Here is a 19,394-nt window from a genome sequence, read left to right as displayed (position 1 = left end):
TTTTTGTAGATAGCTCTTCATACGTACACGTCTGTACATATGACAGTTCTGTTTCTATTCGAAAACAGCCCCAATTGATAAATGCAGAGAAATTTATCAATTTCGGCAATACTTCCTTTCATCTAAGTTCATAGACATCTCTGTGTCTCCATTAGAATACTCATAAGTATCGCAACCTCTATCTCACGTTTTAGGCGAGAGTGTTTGATTTATGAAGTTGTTGGTAACATTTGTTTTATAATAATTTAAATTTTTCGGGGAATCAAGTGTTTTATACATATTTTAAAAATTCTTTCTTTTTTCTGAGGGAGTTTGTGAAAAATGTAGCAAAATAAATTCATTGCATGTACATTAAACTTATAGTGCATAGGAGGTGGGGAGAATGAAAAGGAAACAGCCTATTTATGTTGCGACAAAAATGAACACGACGATGGAAAAATTATGGGAATATACGCAAGAACCAGATATACATACAGAGTGGGATGCTCGCTTTACTGAAATTTCGTATTTAGAGAAAAAAGAAGGAGAACCACAGAAGTTTTTGTATAAAACAAAGATTGGATTTGGGCTTGAAATAGCTGGAGAAGGGGAATCAATAGGTGAAATAAGAAAAGAGACTGGTGAAAGAATTTCCTCTTTAAAATTTTGGACGGATAATACATTATCTCTTATTCAAATAGGACGTGGTTATTGGAAGTATACGCCCAATAAAGAATATATTCATTTTGAGACACAATATGATTATGAGACAAGATTTGGTCGTATAGGAAATGTAATAGATTCCTATATTTTTCGTCCGTTATTAGGTTGGGCGACCGCTTGGAGTTTTGATGCCTTAAAATTATGGTTAGAAAAGGGGCTTCATCCTAGATTACTAATTAGAAGAACAATGACGTATTGGCTCGTATGTTTTTTATTTGCTTTTGTATGGATATATCAAGGGATAGTGCCAAAACTACTGTTTACTCATTTAGAAGAAGTAAAGATGCTTTCTGTATTAATTGGTTCAAATGAAAGTAGTGTATGTATACTTAAAATAATTGGGGTGTTAGAAATAATTTTCGGTGTCGTATGGCTGTTGCCACTAACAAAAAGAAAATTATTTATACTGCATATTATTGTATTACTAGTTTTAACGTTAGCGGCAGGATTTACGAATATCGCAAGCTTTACAGGACCGTTTAATCCGATTACATTAAATGTTCTTCTAATGGGGTTATCAATTGTCGGTTATATAAATAGTTTCGATTTACCAAGCGCGAAAAATTGTAAGAGGGCGAGAAAGGGATAAGTGTATGGCTAATATGTATGAACGATTATTAGGGGATACCTATAAAAATCTTCATCCTGAATTGCAGAAGCGTTATGCGATTACAGAAGAGAATAGTTTTACAGGGGAAGGAAAGATGGATGAAATTTACGGTGGCTCTTTTTTCGTGAAATTTATATTGAAAATTGCATCGAAGTTTCGAATGTTTTTCTCGGAACGAGGAGAGGGAATTCCATTTACGATACAAAACATAGCTGAGCGAGATGAATATGGACAAGAATTAGTAAGGTGGAACCGTACTTTTTATTTCCATAATAAGAAAAGATATTTTAATGCAGTTATGCAGTTTGATGAAAACAAAAATGAAATTGTAGATTATTTTGGCGAACCACATTTACTCGTTTCTACACTGCATTTTCATATCGATGAGTTAGGGGCAATGCATATTTCTTCAAAGAAACAATGGTTTTATATGTTTGGAAGAAAAATGCCGTTACCAAAATTTTTGTATGGTGAAGCAAAAATTGTTGAAAGTTATGATGCAACACTACAGTGTTTTAGAATTCATGTACAAGTACGAAACCCGTTAATTGGCTCGCTTTTTTCATATAAGGGAACATTTGTGGAAAGGAAATAAACGATATGAAAAATATAATATTTGGGCTTGCTTGTTATGTTGTTTTTCTAATATATGAGTGGTCGAATATAAATCCTGTTGAAGCAATTATATTATTATCTGTTTTATTATTTATACCAATGTCACTTTGTATTATTGATAAAAGAAAAAGAGATGGATCGTATTTATTATTTTATAAATTCGTATCGTTTTTATATCCAATCGCAGCAATTTGTGCAATGCTAGCTTTCGTCACAAATTACAATGTATTTGCGCTAGTTTGGTTTGTATATACAGGAATTGTTGCGTTATTTGGTGTACGTAGATTGCTAGAAAGAGGATGGAAGCCGTTAGAAGAAATCGCCATAGATAGTGCGTTTATTTATTTGTTTTTAGGTGGTTTTTGGTTTTTTGCTTCAGTAGCAAAACTTTCAATTATGCATTTTAGCTCTGACATTGTTTTACTCACAGCTGCACATTTTCATTATTCGGCGTTTCTATTGCCATTATCAGCTGGTTTAATAGGGAGAAAAAGAGAAAAGAGAAGTAAAGTGTATGATGCTATTATGTTTATCATCATGATTTCACCTATGACAGTTGCAATAGGAATTACATACTCAAGAATATTTGAATTTTTTGCAGTGTTCCTATATTTATGTGCAATTTATGGGTATGGATTTTACGTTTGGAGAGCAAAATTTAATGCTATCAGTGCAAAGATTCTTCTAATCGTTTCGTCTAGTACACTCATGGTTACAATTATGTTCTCACTTATATATTCATACGGAAATTTGAAGCATGTAATGACGATTACAATTGCTCAAATGGTTTGGATTCATGGTGTTGTCAATGGAATTGGAGTAGCTTTACCGGCATTTATCGGCTGGGTGATTGAAAAGAGTGTTCCGAATTATAAATACTATGGGAAACCAATGAGTAAGTTAAGAGGAAATGTGGTAATTGGTGAGGCTTATTTATATAGCAGCAATTTAGTAGACAGTAAGGAATACAACGGTTTAGTTGATAAAGTAAATGACTTTCATAGTGAGGCATTTGATGTGACGAAGGTTCCTTTAAGTATGATTCATTTTTATGAAAATACAGCAGAGTATGAATTGCAATCGAATATTAAATGGGCTCGTTGGTTCCGTCCGTTCGCACTTTGCTATGAGAAAATGAGTAAGCGTGTGGAACAAATACATTTAGGGATGGGCGGCAATTGGGAAACGATGCATGGCTCTATCATTAGTGTAATAGATGAGAAAGATGGAAGAGAGAATGTAAGGGCTTGGATAAGGAAAAATGAAGCAGGTGAATCTATTTTTGTAGCTCTTTATTCAAAGCATACAAATAAGAATGAGACATATATGAATATCGCCTTACCTTTACCTTATTCGAATATGACTGGTATTTTGAAACTATATAATGATAGTCATGATTTAATCATTACTAGTAAGTTAAGAGAAAATGGTCAGGGAGATGAGGGGATTTATTTACATACTCGGTTCTTAACAATCCGTTTACCATTAGCAGAGACTTTTATTATAAAAGAGCGCACGGATCACATACTAGAAGCTAATCATAGAATGTGGATATTTGGAGTTAAGTTTTTAGAAATTGATTATAAGATTCAGAAAGTAGAGGAGAAGTAAGAAAAGCTTGGAGAGATTCCAAGCTTTTTTACGTATGTGTAATTTTTATAGCAACTTGTTTATCTAGCTCATTATCCCAAACACGTTGAATTTCAAAAGTGCCTGTTTCAAAAAATAATGGGAATCTTTCTTTAAACCAAGTTTGCATAGGTAGCTTTAGTGCTGTATCGATTGGTATCCATAATAATTCACCCTCAGGAGGGTTCAAAAGAAGTTCACCTTCAAATGAGTCTGTCCAATAGTTAAATACCATATATCGAACATTCCCTTTCGGATTTACATATTCATCTAATCCCTTAAAAATTAAATCCGAAACAAGTAATCCGGTTTCTTCTTTTACTTCTCTTATAGCGGCTTGAACGATACTTTCGGGGAAATCTACTTTGCCGCCAGGAGCGATGTAGCCAGGGAAACCTCGATGGTTGGGGCGTTTTATGAGTAAAACTTCATTGTTACGTTGGATCATACACATTGTATAGATCTGATGTTCGATGTTATGTGAATTTGGAGGCATAATGATGTATTCTCCTTTATATTTTTTTGATAATTTTACCATAACATAATTGTTTCTTATATAATTAGAAATATAATATTATAAATTTTCAGTCATATATTATGTATTCTATAGTCATTTGAAAAGAGGGGAGAGACATGCAAGGGGAAATACAAAAGGAGAAAAGTTTAGGTTATATTGGAAAATTATTATTACCAGTTAAAGTATCAACGCACTTTAAGTTTTTATGGATTGGACAATTACTCTCGGCCTTAGGTAGTTCGATAACTATGGTCATACTTCCAGTTGCTGTGTATTCATTAACTGGTTCAACAGTTGTAATGGGGATGACGATGGCAATGTACATGCTACCTAATATTCTTGCTTTACCATTTGCGGGTTTAATTGTAGACCGAATTGATCGGGTTAGGTTAATGTTATTTACGGATATAATCCGCTGTATATTAATGCTATTACTTGCATCGCTTATATTTATGGATTTATTAACAATTACGATTTTATATATTCTCGTTGCCATATACGGACTTATGGAAGGGATATTCCAACCAGCATATTCTGCTGTAAGGGCGAAAGTATTCGTCCCTGAAATTCGTAATGCAGCTAACGCACTCACTCAAATGAGTAATCAAGGTATACGATTAATTGGGCCAGCACTTGGTGGGTTAATCGTATCGGTTGCATCTGCAGGGATAGGTTTCGGACTAGATGCAGCAACGTACTTATTATCATTTTTATGTTTATTATTTTTAAAAGAAATTAAGTTTAAAAAAGTAAAACCCATTGAAAAGAGTAAGCTTAATTACAAACAAGAGTTTATGGAAGGTGTTTTAGTTTTAAAAAGTCATCCGTGGCTGTGGATTACAATTTTAGTTTTTTCTTTTATAAATATTTGTTATGCCGGTATTATCGTCGTATTAATTCCATGGTTATTTAATGTTCATCATCATTTTGAAGCTTACGTGTATGGACTTGGCATGGCCTTTTCTGGTGGTGGGGCTGTAATTGCCGCATTAATATTTGGTGGGAAAGAGCTGTGGCATAAGAGAGGATTACTGGCTTATGGAGGTGTTTTAATGAGTGGCATTGCTTTATTAATTATGCCATTCATTTCTTGGGCACCCGCTTTAATATTCTTAATGGCAATTGAAGGATTTGGCATGATGATATTTGGACTCATTTGGGAAACGAGTTTACAGGAGCTTGTACCAGAAGAAGCATTCGGAAGAGTGGCAAGCCTTGATATGTTGGGTTCTTTTGCTTTATTGCCATTAGGATACGTAGTTGTAGGCTGGTTAGCTACTGTCATAGGTGGCGAGATAACTATTATAACACTAGCTAGTTTAGTAATTTTAACAATTGGAATAGCATTGTCTGTACCGAGTATTCGTCGATTTAATTGATTATATGGGAAAAGAGGGCTAGACCTATATAGAAAATAACTTAGCATATAATCAACTAGTATTAATAAAACATCTTTGTAATGAAAAGCCTTCCATACACATTTGGCACAAAAAAATTAGTATGGAAGCAACAAAAATAGAAATCACAAAAGAAGTGACGGAAGCGATACAAGTAGGTTTCAAAAAAGAAGAATAAGCCCTAAAGAAATTAGGACTTATTCTTCATTAAATACAAATGTTTGTTTCATTTTTTTACCTTCATTTACCGGATGGCCGTTATAAGAGAAATTCTTTTCTTCCCAAGTGATTACAACTTTAAAATTATGACTATTAAAGTCTAATGGGAATACCATGTAGTCAAAGCTTGTATGACTTTTAGAAATGTTTTCATTAGGTGTAGAAGGTTTAAAGGTAGCTTTAGAGGTAGGATTGTTATCAAGTATTTCCACAGATACATTTGATACATCATGACCGATGTTTTTTACGAGTAAACTATACGTATCAAATACACCTTGTTTCGGCTGGATTGCTTGCTTGTTTGAGTTATGAGATTTATCAATTTCGACATACCATTGTTTAGACTTTGACGCAATCGGTAGTGACTGAAATGTGTAAGCACTAGCTTGCATTGGTAGTGCTAAACATATAAGCGTAAAGAGAGTTAATATTTTTCGTTTCATTTTTTAAGAGCTCCCATTCTTTAATGGATTTACTTGTTATTATCTTCTTTTTACGAGTAAATATACCATATAATGTAAAGTGGGTATTGTGAGTAGTGAATTAATATATTATTCACTACTCTTATAGCTGGCATAATTACGTATGTAGTAAGAAAGAATAAATTTGTTTTTTCTATACTTAGATTGCTACCCTTTTTAAAAGGGCTATTTTTATGTTTTAATAAAAAGAATATACTAAGAGTTCCGTATAAATTATTTATTTTAATGTAGTTAAATGTGCTTGTATATGTGAAATTAGAGAGGGAAGCTGTGTAGAGATGTTTCTACACAGCTTTTTAGGATATGAAAAAATTGCCAAAAATATGTTAAAATAACATTGTCATACAACAAGGGGGATTTGTTTTATGGAAAATGGACATCTTGCTAAAGTAGACTTAACGAAAAAAATTGAATCAAAATCTAAGTACAATAAGAAACTCGAAAAATATCAAAGGCGCTTATTAGCATTACAACAAATTTTGAAAGAAGAAAAAATCGCGGTTATGCTTGTTATGGAAGGATGGGATGCGGCTGGTAAAGGTGGGGCAATTAAGCGGGTGACGGAACATCTTGACCCACGTGGGTTCCAAGTAGATCCAATTGGAGCGCCTGCACCTCATGAAAAACGTTACCATTATTTGCAACGTTTCTGGCGCAAAATTCCACAGTACGGGCAAATTACTATTTTTGATCGCTCATGGTACGGTCGTGTGTTAGTTGAGCGTGTTGAAGGTTTTGCTACAAAGGAAGAGTGGATGAGAGCATATGATGAGATTAATGATTTTGAAAAACTACTAACAGATGACCATTACATAATGGGGAAGTTCTTCTACCATATAAGTAAAGAGGAACAGTTAAAGAGATTTAAAGATAGAGAGAAAAATCCTTTGAAAAGATGGAAAATTACAGATGAAGATTGGCGTAATCGTGAAAAATGGGATGAATATGTTGAAGCGATGGAAGACATGTTTGAAAAAACAAGTAAGCCAAATGCGAAGTGGCATATTATTGAAAGTAACGATAAATTGTATGCTCGTGTGAAAACGTTAAAAATTATTATTTCATTCATTGAGGATTATTTCTTAGAACATGGTATAGAATTGCCTTCTTATTATTATGAAATGAAAGAGGATATTGAAGTTTGCAAGATGTAGGTGTGAAAGAGTAAAAAAGAAAATGGCCCTGTGAATTGGTGAAACCAAATTATGGGGCTTTTTTATTTAGAAACATTTTACAATTAACAGAATAAGGTATATAATCAATAATCATATTAATATTGTTAATATGATTATTGATTATATAATGTGTGGGGGTTTTACTTTGAAGGGAAGAGATGTTGTTTTAGGTTTATTAATGGAAAAGGAATTGTCTGGGTACGATATTAAAATTGTGTTTGAAGACGTATTTACTCATTTTTTTGATGGAAGTTTTGGAATGATTTATCCAACGTTACGACAATTGGAGAATGAAGGGAAAATAAAAAAAGAGGTTGTCATGCAAGAGGGGAAACCGAATAAGAAAATGTACTTTATTACAGATGAAGGACGTGAAGAGTTTTATCAATACATGCAGACGCCTGTAGAGAAGGATGTTTTACGTTCGGATTTTTTAATGAGAATGTATTTTGGTAACTATAGTGATGATGTAACAATAAAAAAATGGATTAAAGATGAAATTGAAAGAAAAGAAGCGTACATTGCAGATCTTCGATTGAAATATGAAAAGTGGAGAGTAGGTATTACTTTCGTCGAAGAAATTTCACTAGATGTAGGTATTGCATCGTATAGTGCACAAGTGGAGACTTTGAAGAAAAAATTAAAAGAGTTAGAGGCGAAAGAAAACAATAAAACAGAAGAATGAAAAACGCGTTCACAATAAATAAAGGGGTATATAAAGATGGAGCAATCAAAGGGTATTAAGATTGTCTTTTTAATGTGTCTAGGTATCTTTCTTTGTATGATTGATACGACAATTATGAATATAGCTTTACCGGCAATACAATCGAGTGTAAATACTTCGTTAGAAAAGATGTCTTGGGTATTAAATGTTTATACAATGACGATTGCAGTACTTGCCATTCCGTTAGGGCGGATAGCTGATATCTTTGGAAAAGCAAAGATGTATATTCTGGGTCTGGTGATTTTTGGTGGTGGATCGGTACTTTGCGCTTTTGCTAATACAGGTGATTTTCTTATTTTTTCTCGTTTTATACAAAGTATTGGGGCAGCGATTTTATTTCCAACAAGTATGGTAATTGGTGTATCAGCTATGCCATTAGCTAAGAGGCATGTTGCGCTTGCAATTTTAGGAGTAACACAAGGATTGTCAGCTGCTATGGGACCAGTAATAGGTGGAATTATTACGCAAAATTTAGGATGGAGATGGGTGTTCTTCGTTAATGTTCCGGTTTGTATAATAGGAATCGTGTTATGTTGCATCATGCTACAAATAAAAAATGAAGAACGTATTATCTCAAAAATAGATTGGATAGGACTACTATTAAGTAGCACAGCAATTTTTTTATTTACTCTCATATTAGTAAAAGGTAATACATGGGGATGGCAAAGTAATATTGCTTTGTCTTGTTATGCAATTAGCACTATTTCTCTTATTCTATTTATTTTAGTAGAACGAAAGATTCATAACCCAATGGTGAATTTAAAGTTATTTCAAGATCGAATGTTTGTCGGAGCGTCGATCGTTGTTATATTGAGTAATTTATTTTTAATTGGAGTTACTGTATTGCTTCCAACGTTCTTGACGAAACTACAAGGTCGAACGGAAATTGAAGCGGCTTTTTTAGTGACACCTATTTCAGCAATGATATTTTTTGTCTCACCAGTTGCAGCAACTTTAATTAAAAAACTCGGAAAAGTAACTATTATTTTGTCAGGATTTCTTGTTATGGGGCTTTCCTACTATTGGTTACAAATGATTGATGTTCATTCAACAAATATAGAAATTATTATTCCATGTATGATATTAGGTGTTGGATATGGTTTAGTAGTGGGGCCAATTACAGTTTTAAGTGCGTCTTCGTTTGAAGGAGAATTGTTAACTGCTTCTCAAAGTGTTGTATCAATGTTACGACAAGTTGGAATTGTATTGGCAGTCGCAATATTTGTCTCTAACTTAACTCACAATTTAACTGTAAATAAAGAAAAAGTATATCGTTATGCAGAAGAAAAGGTGCGTACTATTCATGTGAATAGTACTGAGCAAACTGAAATTTTACAAATGACTAAAGAGAAAATAGAGAATCAAAGTTTAGAGTCGAATATAAATAAGAAACAAAATGCAATGACAATGGGATTAAGTAAAGAGAAAAAGGAAGAATTGATTCGCGACAAGACGGATGAAATATTAAGAAAAGTTCCAGTAGAATATAGAGATGTAAAAAGAGAAGAAGTTATGAGGAAAGTGACAAAAGAAGTTGAAAAACAAGAGGAAAGTATAAAGAAAGAGGTACTCACATTTTCAAATGATGTGAATCATTATGCCAAGAATCAGATGGCTATGAGCTTTACAGATTTATATAAAGCAAGTGTGCCAATTATTTTAATTTGTGCTTTCGTAAGTTTGTTGTTTTGGGAAGGGAAAGCTTTGAGTAAAAAGAGAAAGGGAAGGATAGTAGAAGAAGCGTAAAGGAAAACAGGCTGCTATTAGCCTGTTTTTTTCATTGTTTTCTCCTTGCATATTGTGAATAGTAGTATTTTTAATATAGCATGTGATAAGTCGAGTATGATTAGAAAGTTTTTTAGAATGAAAGGAAGGAATGGAAAATGCCATTGAATATGTAACGTTATACATAGTACATTAACAAGAGGGATTAATTTTAAAAGGAGGATGGGGAATTGCTAGATAAGGCAGGGGCTTTAATAGATAATCATGTGTACACAGAAGAAGAGCAACAAAAACTATACAAACGAACGTTAATAATCGTCAGCATTTCACAAATGTTTGGCGGTGCAGGACTAGCTGCTGGTATTACAGTGGGCGCACTTCTTGCGCAGCAAATGCTTGGAACAGATGCGTTTGCAGGATTACCAACTGCTATGTTTACATTAGGATCGGCATTAGCAGCTTTCATAGTAGGGAAGCTTTCGCAACGATATGGACGCCGGATAGGTCTTGCAACAGGGTTTATAGTAGGTGGATTTGGAGCAATTGGTGTTGTAATGGCAGCTTTAACAAATAGTATTATTCTTTTACTTATTTCTTTACTTATATATGGTGCTGGTACAGCCACGAATCTACAAGCTCGTTATGCAGGTACAGATTTAGCAGATAAGAAGCAGAGAGCAACGGCTGTTAGTATTACGATGGTAATGACGACTTTCGGTGCAGTTGCAGGACCAAATTTAGTAGGGGTAATGGGAAGTTTTGCTCATTCAATTGGAGTTCCTAAACTTGCAGGTCCGTTCATACTATCGGCAGCAGCATTTATACTGGCGGGTCTAGTTCTTTTTGTTATGCTTCGTCCAGATCCTTTGATTATTGCTAACATAATAGAAAGATATAAACAGGAACATACATATAAAGGACAACCAATAACAGAAGAAGCGAAAGAAAATAAACGAGGTATTACAGTTGGAGCAATCGTAATGATACTTACGCAAATAGTGATGGTTGCGATTATGACGATGACGCCAGTTCATATGGGACACCACGGTCACGGTTTAAGTGCAGTAGGACTTGTGATAGGTTTTCATGTAGGTGCAATGTATCTTCCATCTCTCGTTACAGGAATGTTAATTGATAAAATTGGCCGAACTACAATGAGCATAGCTGGTGGAGTGATTTTACTTGCAGCGGGTGTCATAGCGGCGATAGCGCCAAGTGATTCTTTATTATTATTAATCGTTGCTCTGTCTTTACTTGGGCTAGGATGGAACCTCGGATTGATAAGTGGTACAGCACAAATCGTTGATTCCACAACACCGTCTACACGTGCTAAAACACAAGGGAAAATAGATGTTTTTATTGCGCTAGCTGGAGCTTCTGGTGGAGCAATGTCAGGTATGGTAGTAGCGAATTCAAGTTATGCGACATTGTCATTGGCTGGAGGCGTGTTAGCGTTATTACTTATTCCTGTTGTGATATGGTCTCGAAAAGGGGCAAGAAATTAAATGAAAAAGAGGTTCTAGTTACTGGCTAGAACCTCTTTTTATACACTTAAATTAAATTCCACTCTACAATAAGTCCTAAATGCGTAAGTCCGCCACCAAATCCGTATAGTAAAAGTGTGTCTCCGTTATTTAACCTTCCTTCTTTTATAGCTAAATTTAAAGCGAGTGGAATGGTGACTGAAGAGGTATTCCCCATATATTCCATGCTCGTTAATGTTTTTTGTATTGGAATTTGAGATTTTTCGCAAATAGATTCAATCATTCGTAAGTTAGCGCTGTGGGGTATGAACCAGTCTATATCATCTACTTGCATATTTGCGGTATGTATTAAATCTTTTATGCCTTTTGGCACTGTACGTGTTGCCCATTTATATACTTCTCTTCCATTTTGAACGATTTTTTCATTTGTTTGCAGTGGTGTGCCATTCATAGTAGTAGATAAGTTTGTTCTATATAGATGAATGCCGCCATCACCGTTTGTTCCCATGTGAGCAGCGATAAAGCTTGGGGTGTCTTCATCTCTTTCTAATAAAATAGCTCCAGCACCATCACCGAATAAAATACAGGTCGTTCTATCGCTATAATCAGTAACTTTAGATAATGTCTCTGTCGCTACGACAAGTACTTTTTCATGTGATCCAGAAGTGATTAAGCTATTACCGACGTGTAGTCCATATGTAAAACCAGCACAAGTTGCATTTAAATCAAAAGCTAGTGTATGAGGTATGTTGAAGTATTGTTGTATTTGGCAAGCAACACTAGGGAAAACGTAATCAGCAGTAGTAGTAGCGACAATGATACAGTCGACATCTTCTAAGTTTTTCTTATATGTTGTACATAAATTTTTAATTGCTTTAATGGCTAAGTTTGAGGAGTATTCTTCTTCGCTAGCGATTCTTCTTTCCCTCATTCCTGTTCTTTGTACAATCCATTCATCATTCGTATGGACCATCTTTTCTAAATCGTTATTAGACAATATTTGATCTGGAACATAAGTACCAATTGCAGTAATACGAGATTTAGAATGCATAGAAACATCTCCTAACTTTTATTTTTATAACCTGATACTAATATCAGGTTATAAAAATGTCAATAAAGATTTTTGTTGTATTAAAACGATAATACTTAACTTACTATGAAAGAATTTGGCGAGTGTTGTAAAAATAATATACGAGAAGTTTCTAAAATTGATAATTGCTTTTGTTATTTTTATTGTGAGAAAAATTCGCAAAAAATGACGATTAAAGTAAAAATATAAAGATTTTCTTTCGTGTGATATAGGTTGTTAAACCTTGTGAAAGCGAATTACTTATGCTACACTTTATGTAACTTAAAATGAACGGAGGGGCTTCCTTTGATCTTAATCAGATTACGTCTCAATACTTTGTGCCAATAATTGAATAGCGCTCAAAGGCTCTGTCTGTGTACAGAGTGAACGGGATTGGTCTGCCTATTTTAAAGGAACCCTTTATTAAGCTTATATGTGAAAAAGAGGGAGGGACGAATACGCCCTCTTTTTGTTTTGCCTTTATAAATAGAATGGGATTGTATAAGTGAACACTTACCGTGGATACGTATACAATCTGGGGACTTTTTGACTATAAAATAGGATGAAAGCATAGCTTTCTTCTATTTCTTTGGTGAACCCTTATCCGTTTACGAAAACACAGGCAGCGACCTGTGTTTTTTATTTTACGTAATCGAAATGGAGGAATAAATATATGGAAGAAGTATTACAAAGAGCAGTTTTAGTTGGAGTAAATGTAGGTAATGAAGATGATTTTGCATATTCAATGGAAGAGTTAACAAATCTTGCGGAAGCTTGTGATGTAGAGGTAATTGGGCAAGTAACGCAAAATTTACAACGAGTAAATCCATCGCATTATATCGGAAAAGGAAAGATTGAAGAAGTTGCAGCGTATGTACAAGAAATAGATGCGAATATGGTTATCTTTAATGATGAATTATCTCCTTCACAAATTCGAAATTTAGAAGAGGATTTAGATTGTAAGGTAATTGATCGTACCATTTTAATTTTAGATATTTTTGCGCAACGTGCGAAAACGAAAGAAGCACAGCTACAAGTAGAAGTAGCACACCTTCAGTACATGATGCCTCGTTTAATCGGTCTTCGTGAATCGTTAGGGAGACAGAGCGGCGGCGTTGGTACGAAAAATAAAGGTGTCGGTGAAAAGAAGTTAGAGTTAGACCGTCGTAAAATTGAAGAACAAATTTCAGTTTTGAATAAAGATTTAGAAGCGCTCGTTGCCCAGCGTCAAACGCAGCGAAAGCAGCGTAAGAAAAATGAAATACCTGTTGTAGCATTAGTAGGTTATACGAATGCAGGAAAGTCAACGACGATGAATGCAATGCTTGAAATTTATAATGGTACAGAAGAAAAACAAGTATTTGAAAAAGATATGTTATTCGCGACGTTAGAAACATCTGTACGAAATATTGATTTGCCAGATAATAAATCATTTTTATTAACAGATACAGTTGGATTTGTAAGTAAATTACCACATCATCTTGTGAAGGCGTTCCGTTCAACGTTAGAAGAAGTAGCGGAAGCAGACCTACTTATTCACGTTGTAGATTACGCAAATCCAAATTATGAACAATTAATTGATATTACAAATGAAACGTTAAAGAAAATTGGAGTAGAAAATATTCCAACGATCTATGCTTATAATAAATCAGATATGGTAGATGTTGAAATTCCGAAAGTGCAAGAAGATCGCGTTTATTTATCAGCGAAGAAACATGTTGGAATTGAAGAACTTGTAGAAATGATTCGCTCACACATCTATAAAGAATATACGAAGTGTGAAATGTTAATTCCATATGATCAAGGACAGGTAGTTTCGTATTTCAATAATCATGCACACGTTTTATCTACGAGTTACGAAAACGAAGGTACCAAATTACAAATAGAATGTAAGACGAGTGATTACGAGAAGTATAAGCATTTTACAATTTAATGTAAGAGGCAACCCAGTATGTGATTGGGTTGTCTTTTTTTGTACTGTTTTACCGCTGAAAGTTACAAGGATGCAAGCCAATGACGGGAGTTAAGTTATATTTCTGGAAAAAGAAATGAAAGCAGTATAGAATAGAAATGTTTCAAAAGTCAGAATTTATTACACCTACTGTAATAAATATATATTTTGTACAGAAAGGGGAGATTCACATATGCAGGCAGTTTCACACAAAAAAACTGTAGAAACACCGACAATATATCGAATTTTATTTGCGATTAGCTTTGGGCATTTTTTAAATGATTCGATGCAAGCAGTTGTGCCGGCGTTGTTTCCTATTTTGGAAAAAACGATGAATTTATCCTATATGCAAGTAGGGTGGATTGCGTTTGCATTAAATATGACGTCATCGATTATGCAACCGGTGTTTGGTATGTATTCAGATAAGAAGCCGTCACCATTTTTATTACCACTCGGCATGTTTTCAAGTATGCTTGGAATGATTGGACTCGCGTTTGCACCAAACTTTATTATTGTTATTATTTCTGTTTTATTTATTGGTTTAGGTTCCGCGGTCTTTCATCCAGAAGGCGCTCGTGTTGCGTATATGGCGGCAGGTGCAAAACGAGGGTTAGCGCAAGCAATTTATCAAGTTGGGGGAAACACGGGGAATTCTTTAGCTCCTATTTTTACAGCGCTAATTTTCGTTCCACTCGGTCAAATTGGTTCATTAGGTTTTACAGCATTTGCAGCAGTAGGAATTGTATTATTAATTTTCGTATCGAATTGGTACAAAAATGAATTAGCAACCGGTGCTGTAAGAAGGAAGAAGAGGGCTGCACTTGAGGCGGAAAATGCAATTGTAAGTACACACATTAAATTCGTTATTATACTTCTTGTTTTTCTTACTTTTGTACGCTCTTGGTACGGTGCTGGTATCGGGAATTTCTATCAATTTTACTTAATAGAGCATTACGGTTTATCTATAAAAAATGCCCAGTATTTCGTATTCGCATTTATGATTGCTGGTGTGTTAGGCACTTTCTTCGGAGGACCGTTAGCAGATCGATTTGGTAAGAAAAATATCATCGTATTTTCAATGTTAGGTTCAGCGCCACTTGCACTGTTATTACCACATGTCTCACTTGTGTGGGTCGTACCGTTATTTTTATGTATCGGTTTTATTAGTTCAAGTAGTTTTAGTGTAATTGTTGTATATGCACAAGAGCTTGTGCCTGGAAAAGTGGGAATGGTGTCAGGATTAATCGTAGGTCTTGCATTTGGACTAGGAGCATTAGGTGCTGTAGTTCTTGGGAAATTAGCAGATATATATAGCCTGCAATTTATTATGCTATTATGTAGTTGTCTACCATTAATTGGACTCACTTCATGGTTACTGCCAAGTGATAAGAAAACGATAGAATAGGGGATGCGCTATGAAATTGTGTGAAAACGTTACGGAATTAATAGGAGATACACCTGTCGTCCGATTATCTAAATTTATTCCGGAAGACGCAGCAGATGTGTATGTGAAACTAGAAATGTTTAATCCATCGCGCAGTGTGAAAGACCGTGCTGCTTATAATTTACTTCACGTTGCAGAAGAAAATGGTCTCATCAAACCAGGAGATACAATTATTGAACCGACAAGCGGGAATACAGGGATTGGTTTAGCGATGAATGCAGCAGCTAAAGGGTATAAAGCGATTTTAATTATGCCAGATAATATGTCAAAAGAGCGTATTAATTTATTGAAAGCATACGGAGCAGAAGTAGTTTTAACACCAGCAGAACAAAGAATGCCAGGAGCAATTGCGAAGGCGTTAGAACTGCAAAAACAAATACCTAATAGTTTTATCCCGCAACAATTTGAAAATCCAGCTAATCCGAATATTCACCGTTATACGACTGCACTTGAAATTTACGAACAAATGGATGGAGAGCTTGATGCTTTTGTTGCAACGGCAGGAACAGGCGGAACGATTACAGGGACTGGTGAAATGTTAAAAGAGAAATTGCCAAACTTATATATTGCAGTAGTGGAACCGAAAGGATCTCCCGTTTTATCCGGTGGTGTACCAGGTCCTCATAAACTAGTAGGAACAAGCCCAGGATTTATTCCGAAAAACTTAAATACAGAAGTGTATAACGAAATTATTCAAATTGCAGATGAAGAGGCTTTAACGACAATGAGAAACTTAGCTAGACAAGAAGGATTATTAGTTGGGCCATCTTCTGGAGCATCTGTTTACGCTGCAATCATGATAGCGAAACGCCTAGGCATTGGTAAAAAAGTTTTATGTATTGCGCCTGATACAGGTGAACGTTATTTAAGCATGGGGTTATTTGAATAAAAAGGATAGAAACACCTTAATAGTGAATAGCTGCTATTAAGGTGTTTGTTTTATGGAATGAAGAGGGGGAGAAGAACAATGAAACTATTAAAACCAATCCATGAATATAGTGAGCATATTACGGCGTATAGACAAGCGTTTTTACACTCAGGGGAACAACCACATGGAAGTAGTTCTTTACAAAACTTTGATTCTCTTGATGAATGGTTTGAAAAAGTGAGTAAACAAGAACTAGGAGAAAATTTACTAGCTAATCGAGTGCCATCTAGTCAGTTTTTAAGTTTTGAAAAAGGGGAACTTATAGGTTTTGTGAATATTAGACATAGATTAAATCCAGAATTATTACGGGAAAGCGGTCATATTGGATATAGTGTCCATCCGAATAAACGTCGCCACGGTTACGCTACGAAACAACTACAACTTGCATTAGCTGAAGCGCAAAAATTAGGATTGCAGAAAGTATTAATAACTTGCGATAAATCCAATATCGGTTCTGCTAAAACGATTCAAAAGGTTGGAGGTGTGTTAGAAAATGAAGTAGTTTCTTCTCGTACTGGTGAAGTTATTCAGCGCTATTGGATAGAAATATGATTAAGTAGGAATTTGAAAAGGTAATGCAAGCTGTAATATCGAAATAGATAAATGAAATATAGGGGATTACTGCAATTTTAGGGGGAAATGAAATGGGATTAAAAGAGAAAGCGATAGAGATGTCAGAGATTTATAGGAAAAATCCGAAAGTAGAAGCTATTATTTTAGCGGGTTCAGTAGCTAGAAAGCTTGAAGATGAACATTCAGATATAGAATTACATATTTTATGGTCAACACCGCCGGAAGATGAGGATCGTAGGACCCCTATTTATCATATTGATGGGAAAATATTATCGTATCATCCGTATGAGGAAGAAGAATGGTCGGAAACGTATTTAACGAAAGAGGGAATTAAATTAGAGATTAGTAACTTTTTAACAGAGACAGTAGAGAAAGTGATTTCGGATGTGGTGGATCAATATGATATAAGTTATGAAAAACAATGTATTGTATCATCCATTCATGATGGTGTTAGTTTGTATGGAGAAGGGAAAGTGAATGAATTAAAAGAAAAAGTAGCGGCATATCCAGATGAACTAGCAAAACGGATGATTTCAGAAAATCTATGGTTAAGTAATCGTTGGCACAATCGAAAGGCGCTTTTAAAACGGAAAGATTGGCTTATGCTTTATGACGTTATTTGCGAAGTACAAAGGAACATATTCGGTGTTTTATTTGGTTTGAATAAAATGTACGTACATCATCCAGCGTTTAAATGGATGCCTAATAATGTGGAACGAATGACTATTAAACCTGAAAAATTATATGAACGTATGGCGGACACATTAATAGGGAATCCAGAAAAAAGTGTGCAGGAGTTAGAGTTGCTAATAGAAGAAGTGTTGCAACAAGTTCATACATACGCGCCAGGAGTAAATGTGGATGAGCAAGAAAAATCTATTTTTTATTTTGTGAAATAGAAAATAGTAATAAGGGGGAAGTTATGGGGTTTTTTAATAGGTTTTTTAAAAAAGTTGAAAAAGTAAATGAGCAAGAAGCTACTCTTCATGAATTAAGTGAAGAATTGTATGTTGAATCACCGGTAGAGGAAGCGACTAGTTACTGGGTATCAATGGCACAAAATATAATTGTTAATGCTGTAAAAGCGGCTGACAATGATGTGGAACGTGCCTTCGTGTTATTGAATTTGAAGAAAGGTGAGGCTTCATTTGATATTTTTTATCAAATAAATGGGCAATTGTATTTCTGGGATCAGCTAGAAAATGAGACGATAAGAAATAGAATTCAGAACGAGTTGTTACCGCAAGCTCCAGAAGTTTCAAATGCAGTAAATGAGCAATTTCGTGGAGCTGATCACCCTATAATTTCGTTCGCACAATTGCAGTTTGAATGGGAAACGAAAGCCTGGTTCTCACATATAATTTGGGAAGATAGCCTTGCTGCTCAATTGCCCAAAAATCAAATTCTAAATGAATGGTTTCGTGTAATTAAAGAAGAAACGAAAAATAGACCACTGGATAGTGATGCGAAATTTTCTTGGTATCCATCAAACTCTTAAAAAATGAATACAGAGAGACAGGTTATGTTTCTAGATGATTTGTATTATTGAATAAGTATCAATAATACGTAATTCTTTTTCTATTGCCTGTTAGAATTCGTTATGTACTAAGCTACTTGTTTTCTAAACTAAAACTTATATTTCGAATTTTTAAATAGATTGTAATACATAAAAATTCGAAATATAAGTTGACACTATTTTTAATGTGTGATAAAAATGATAGTAATCAATTCGGAAAATAATATTTGGGCAATGAAAGGGTATAGTAGTGAATATCTCCCTATTTCAGAGAGCTGATGGTTGGTGTGAATCAGTATATAGATTATTCATGAAGTTCGTCCTGGAGCATCTTTCATAAATCTCATATTTTGAGGAAATGAAAGACGGTAGTTTATACCGTTATCAAATAAAGTGGTGAAGATTTTTTCACAACTAGGGTGGTACCGCGATATTTATCGTCCCTACGTATTTACGTAGGGACGTTTTTTATTTAGGTCCTAACTTTGGTGTGGCCTCATAACTAGGGTGGTACCGCGATATTTTATCGTCCCTACGTTTTTGCGTAGGGGCGTTTTTATTTAGGTGGTTTCTTAGTGTTCTTCACAACTAGGGTGGTACCGCGATAATTTTGTCGTCCCTACGTATTTACGTA

The 19,394-nt window shown here is 34.7% G+C and carries 17 protein-coding genes, 1 riboswitch and 1 other annotated feature; of the genes, 14 read left to right on the top strand and 3 right to left on the bottom strand.

Annotation, left to right across the window (positions count from 1 at the left end):
- Window positions 1-2: 2 nt before the first annotated feature.
- Window positions 3-189, bottom strand: a riboswitch (Lysine riboswitch).
- A gap of 193 nt (window positions 190-382) precedes the next feature.
- Genes ACTFO4_RS08500 through ACTFO4_RS08490 form a run of 3 tightly spaced genes read left to right on the top strand, consistent with a single transcriptional unit; the run spans window position 383 to window position 3,538 of the window.
- Window positions 383-1,291 (top strand): DoxX-like family protein, encoded by a 909-nt coding sequence (locus tag ACTFO4_RS08500; protein ID WP_000823944.1) that lies wholly within the window; start codon window positions 383-385, stop codon window positions 1,289-1,291.
- Window positions 1,292-1,295: 4 nt separating this feature from the next.
- Window positions 1,296-1,907 carry a DUF4166 domain-containing protein gene (locus tag ACTFO4_RS08495; RefSeq protein ID WP_000002651.1) on the top strand — a complete coding sequence of 204 codons (612 nt, stop codon included), beginning with the start codon at window positions 1,296-1,298 and terminating at the stop codon, window positions 1,905-1,907.
- 5 nt (window positions 1,908-1,912) lie between these two features.
- Complete coding sequence (locus tag ACTFO4_RS08490; RefSeq protein ID WP_017673964.1) at window positions 1,913-3,538, top strand: YndJ family protein; 1,626 nt, start codon at window positions 1,913-1,915, stop codon at window positions 3,536-3,538.
- A 28-nt stretch (window positions 3,539-3,566) separates the two neighbouring features.
- Here the strand turns inward: ACTFO4_RS08490 and ACTFO4_RS08485 are convergent, their stop codons facing one another.
- On the bottom strand, window positions 3,567-4,052 hold the full coding sequence (locus tag ACTFO4_RS08485) for an 8-oxo-dGTP diphosphatase (RefSeq protein ID WP_017673963.1): 486 nt from the start codon (window positions 4,050-4,052) through the stop codon (window positions 3,567-3,569).
- 137 nt (window positions 4,053-4,189) lie between these two features.
- Between ACTFO4_RS08485 and ACTFO4_RS08480 the strand changes: the two genes are divergently transcribed.
- Window positions 4,190-5,452, top strand: a complete 1,263-nt coding sequence (locus tag ACTFO4_RS08480; RefSeq protein ID WP_017673962.1) for an MFS transporter — start codon at window positions 4,190-4,192, stop codon at window positions 5,450-5,452.
- A 215-nt stretch (window positions 5,453-5,667) separates the two neighbouring features.
- Here ACTFO4_RS08480 and ACTFO4_RS08475 read toward each other — a convergent pair whose 3' ends face one another.
- Window positions 5,668-6,132 carry a hypothetical protein gene (locus tag ACTFO4_RS08475; RefSeq protein ID WP_000823333.1) on the bottom strand — a complete coding sequence of 155 codons (465 nt, stop codon included), beginning with the start codon at window positions 6,130-6,132 and terminating at the stop codon, window positions 5,668-5,670.
- A gap of 404 nt (window positions 6,133-6,536) precedes the next feature.
- Here ACTFO4_RS08475 and ACTFO4_RS08470 point away from each other — a divergent pair, with 404 nt between their 5' ends.
- The 4 genes from ACTFO4_RS08470 (at window position 6,537) to ACTFO4_RS08455 (ending at window position 11,300) form a co-directional block, all read left to right on the top strand.
- Window positions 6,537-7,325, top strand: a complete 789-nt coding sequence (locus tag ACTFO4_RS08470) for a polyphosphate kinase 2 family protein (RefSeq protein WP_017673960.1) — start codon at window positions 6,537-6,539, stop codon at window positions 7,323-7,325.
- A gap of 166 nt (window positions 7,326-7,491) precedes the next feature.
- Window positions 7,492-8,031, top strand: a complete 540-nt coding sequence (locus ACTFO4_RS08465) for a PadR family transcriptional regulator (RefSeq protein WP_000678334.1) — start codon at window positions 7,492-7,494, stop codon at window positions 8,029-8,031.
- 36 nt (window positions 8,032-8,067) lie between these two features.
- On the top strand, window positions 8,068-9,816 hold the full coding sequence (locus tag ACTFO4_RS08460; RefSeq protein ID WP_440013493.1) for an MFS transporter: 1,749 nt from the start codon (window positions 8,068-8,070) through the stop codon (window positions 9,814-9,816).
- Window positions 9,817-10,025: 209 nt separating this feature from the next.
- Window positions 10,026-11,300, top strand: a complete 1,275-nt coding sequence (locus ACTFO4_RS08455; RefSeq protein WP_440013496.1) for an MFS transporter — start codon at window positions 10,026-10,028, stop codon at window positions 11,298-11,300.
- 46 nt (window positions 11,301-11,346) lie between these two features.
- Here the strand turns inward: ACTFO4_RS08455 and ACTFO4_RS08450 are convergent, their stop codons facing one another.
- Window positions 11,347-12,330 (bottom strand): ketoacyl-ACP synthase III, encoded by a 984-nt coding sequence (locus ACTFO4_RS08450; RefSeq protein ID WP_078421306.1) that lies wholly within the window; start codon window positions 12,328-12,330, stop codon window positions 11,347-11,349.
- 691 nt (window positions 12,331-13,021) lie between these two features.
- On the opposite strand from ACTFO4_RS08450, the gene hflX reads away from it, so the two are divergent.
- The 6 genes from hflX to ACTFO4_RS08420 all read left to right on the top strand — a co-directional run bounded on the left by hflX (window position 13,022) and on the right by ACTFO4_RS08420 (window position 18,742).
- Complete coding sequence (gene hflX / locus ACTFO4_RS08445; protein WP_000393284.1) at window positions 13,022-14,281, top strand: GTPase HflX; 1,260 nt, start codon at window positions 13,022-13,024, stop codon at window positions 14,279-14,281.
- Window positions 14,282-14,492: 211 nt separating this feature from the next.
- Window positions 14,493-15,704 (top strand): MFS transporter, encoded by a 1,212-nt coding sequence (locus ACTFO4_RS08440; RefSeq protein WP_001149399.1) that lies wholly within the window; start codon window positions 14,493-14,495, stop codon window positions 15,702-15,704.
- 10 nt (window positions 15,705-15,714) lie between these two features.
- Window positions 15,715-16,632, top strand: coding sequence for a cysteine synthase A (gene cysK, locus ACTFO4_RS08435; protein WP_440013500.1), 918 nt, complete (start codon window positions 15,715-15,717; stop codon window positions 16,630-16,632).
- Window positions 16,633-16,710: 78 nt separating this feature from the next.
- Window positions 16,711-17,223 carry a GNAT family N-acetyltransferase gene (locus ACTFO4_RS08430; RefSeq protein WP_000771270.1) on the top strand — a complete coding sequence of 171 codons (513 nt, stop codon included), beginning with the start codon at window positions 16,711-16,713 and terminating at the stop codon, window positions 17,221-17,223.
- Between the two features lie 92 nt (window positions 17,224-17,315).
- A complete protein-coding gene (locus tag ACTFO4_RS08425; protein ID WP_061457025.1) occupies window positions 17,316-18,143 on the top strand; it encodes a DUF4037 domain-containing protein in 828 nt (275 codons plus the stop codon).
- A 23-nt stretch (window positions 18,144-18,166) separates the two neighbouring features.
- The gene (locus tag ACTFO4_RS08420) at window positions 18,167-18,742 is read left to right on the top strand and encodes a hypothetical protein (protein WP_000505543.1); all 576 of its coding nucleotides are present in this window, start codon (window positions 18,167-18,169) and stop codon (window positions 18,740-18,742) included.
- Between the two features lie 243 nt (window positions 18,743-18,985).
- Window positions 18,986-19,208 (top strand) — a binding site (T-box leader).
- Window positions 19,209-19,394 lie beyond the last annotated feature (186 nt).

The sequence above is a fragment of the Bacillus cereus group sp. MYBKT14-1 genome (assembly GCF_051915185.1).
In the GTDB taxonomy this organism is placed as follows: Bacteria; Bacillota; Bacilli; order Bacillales; family Bacillaceae_G; genus Bacillus_A; species Bacillus_A cereus.
Note: the sequence above shows the minus strand (reverse complement) of the source record. Positions and strands in the feature narration are given on the sequence as shown.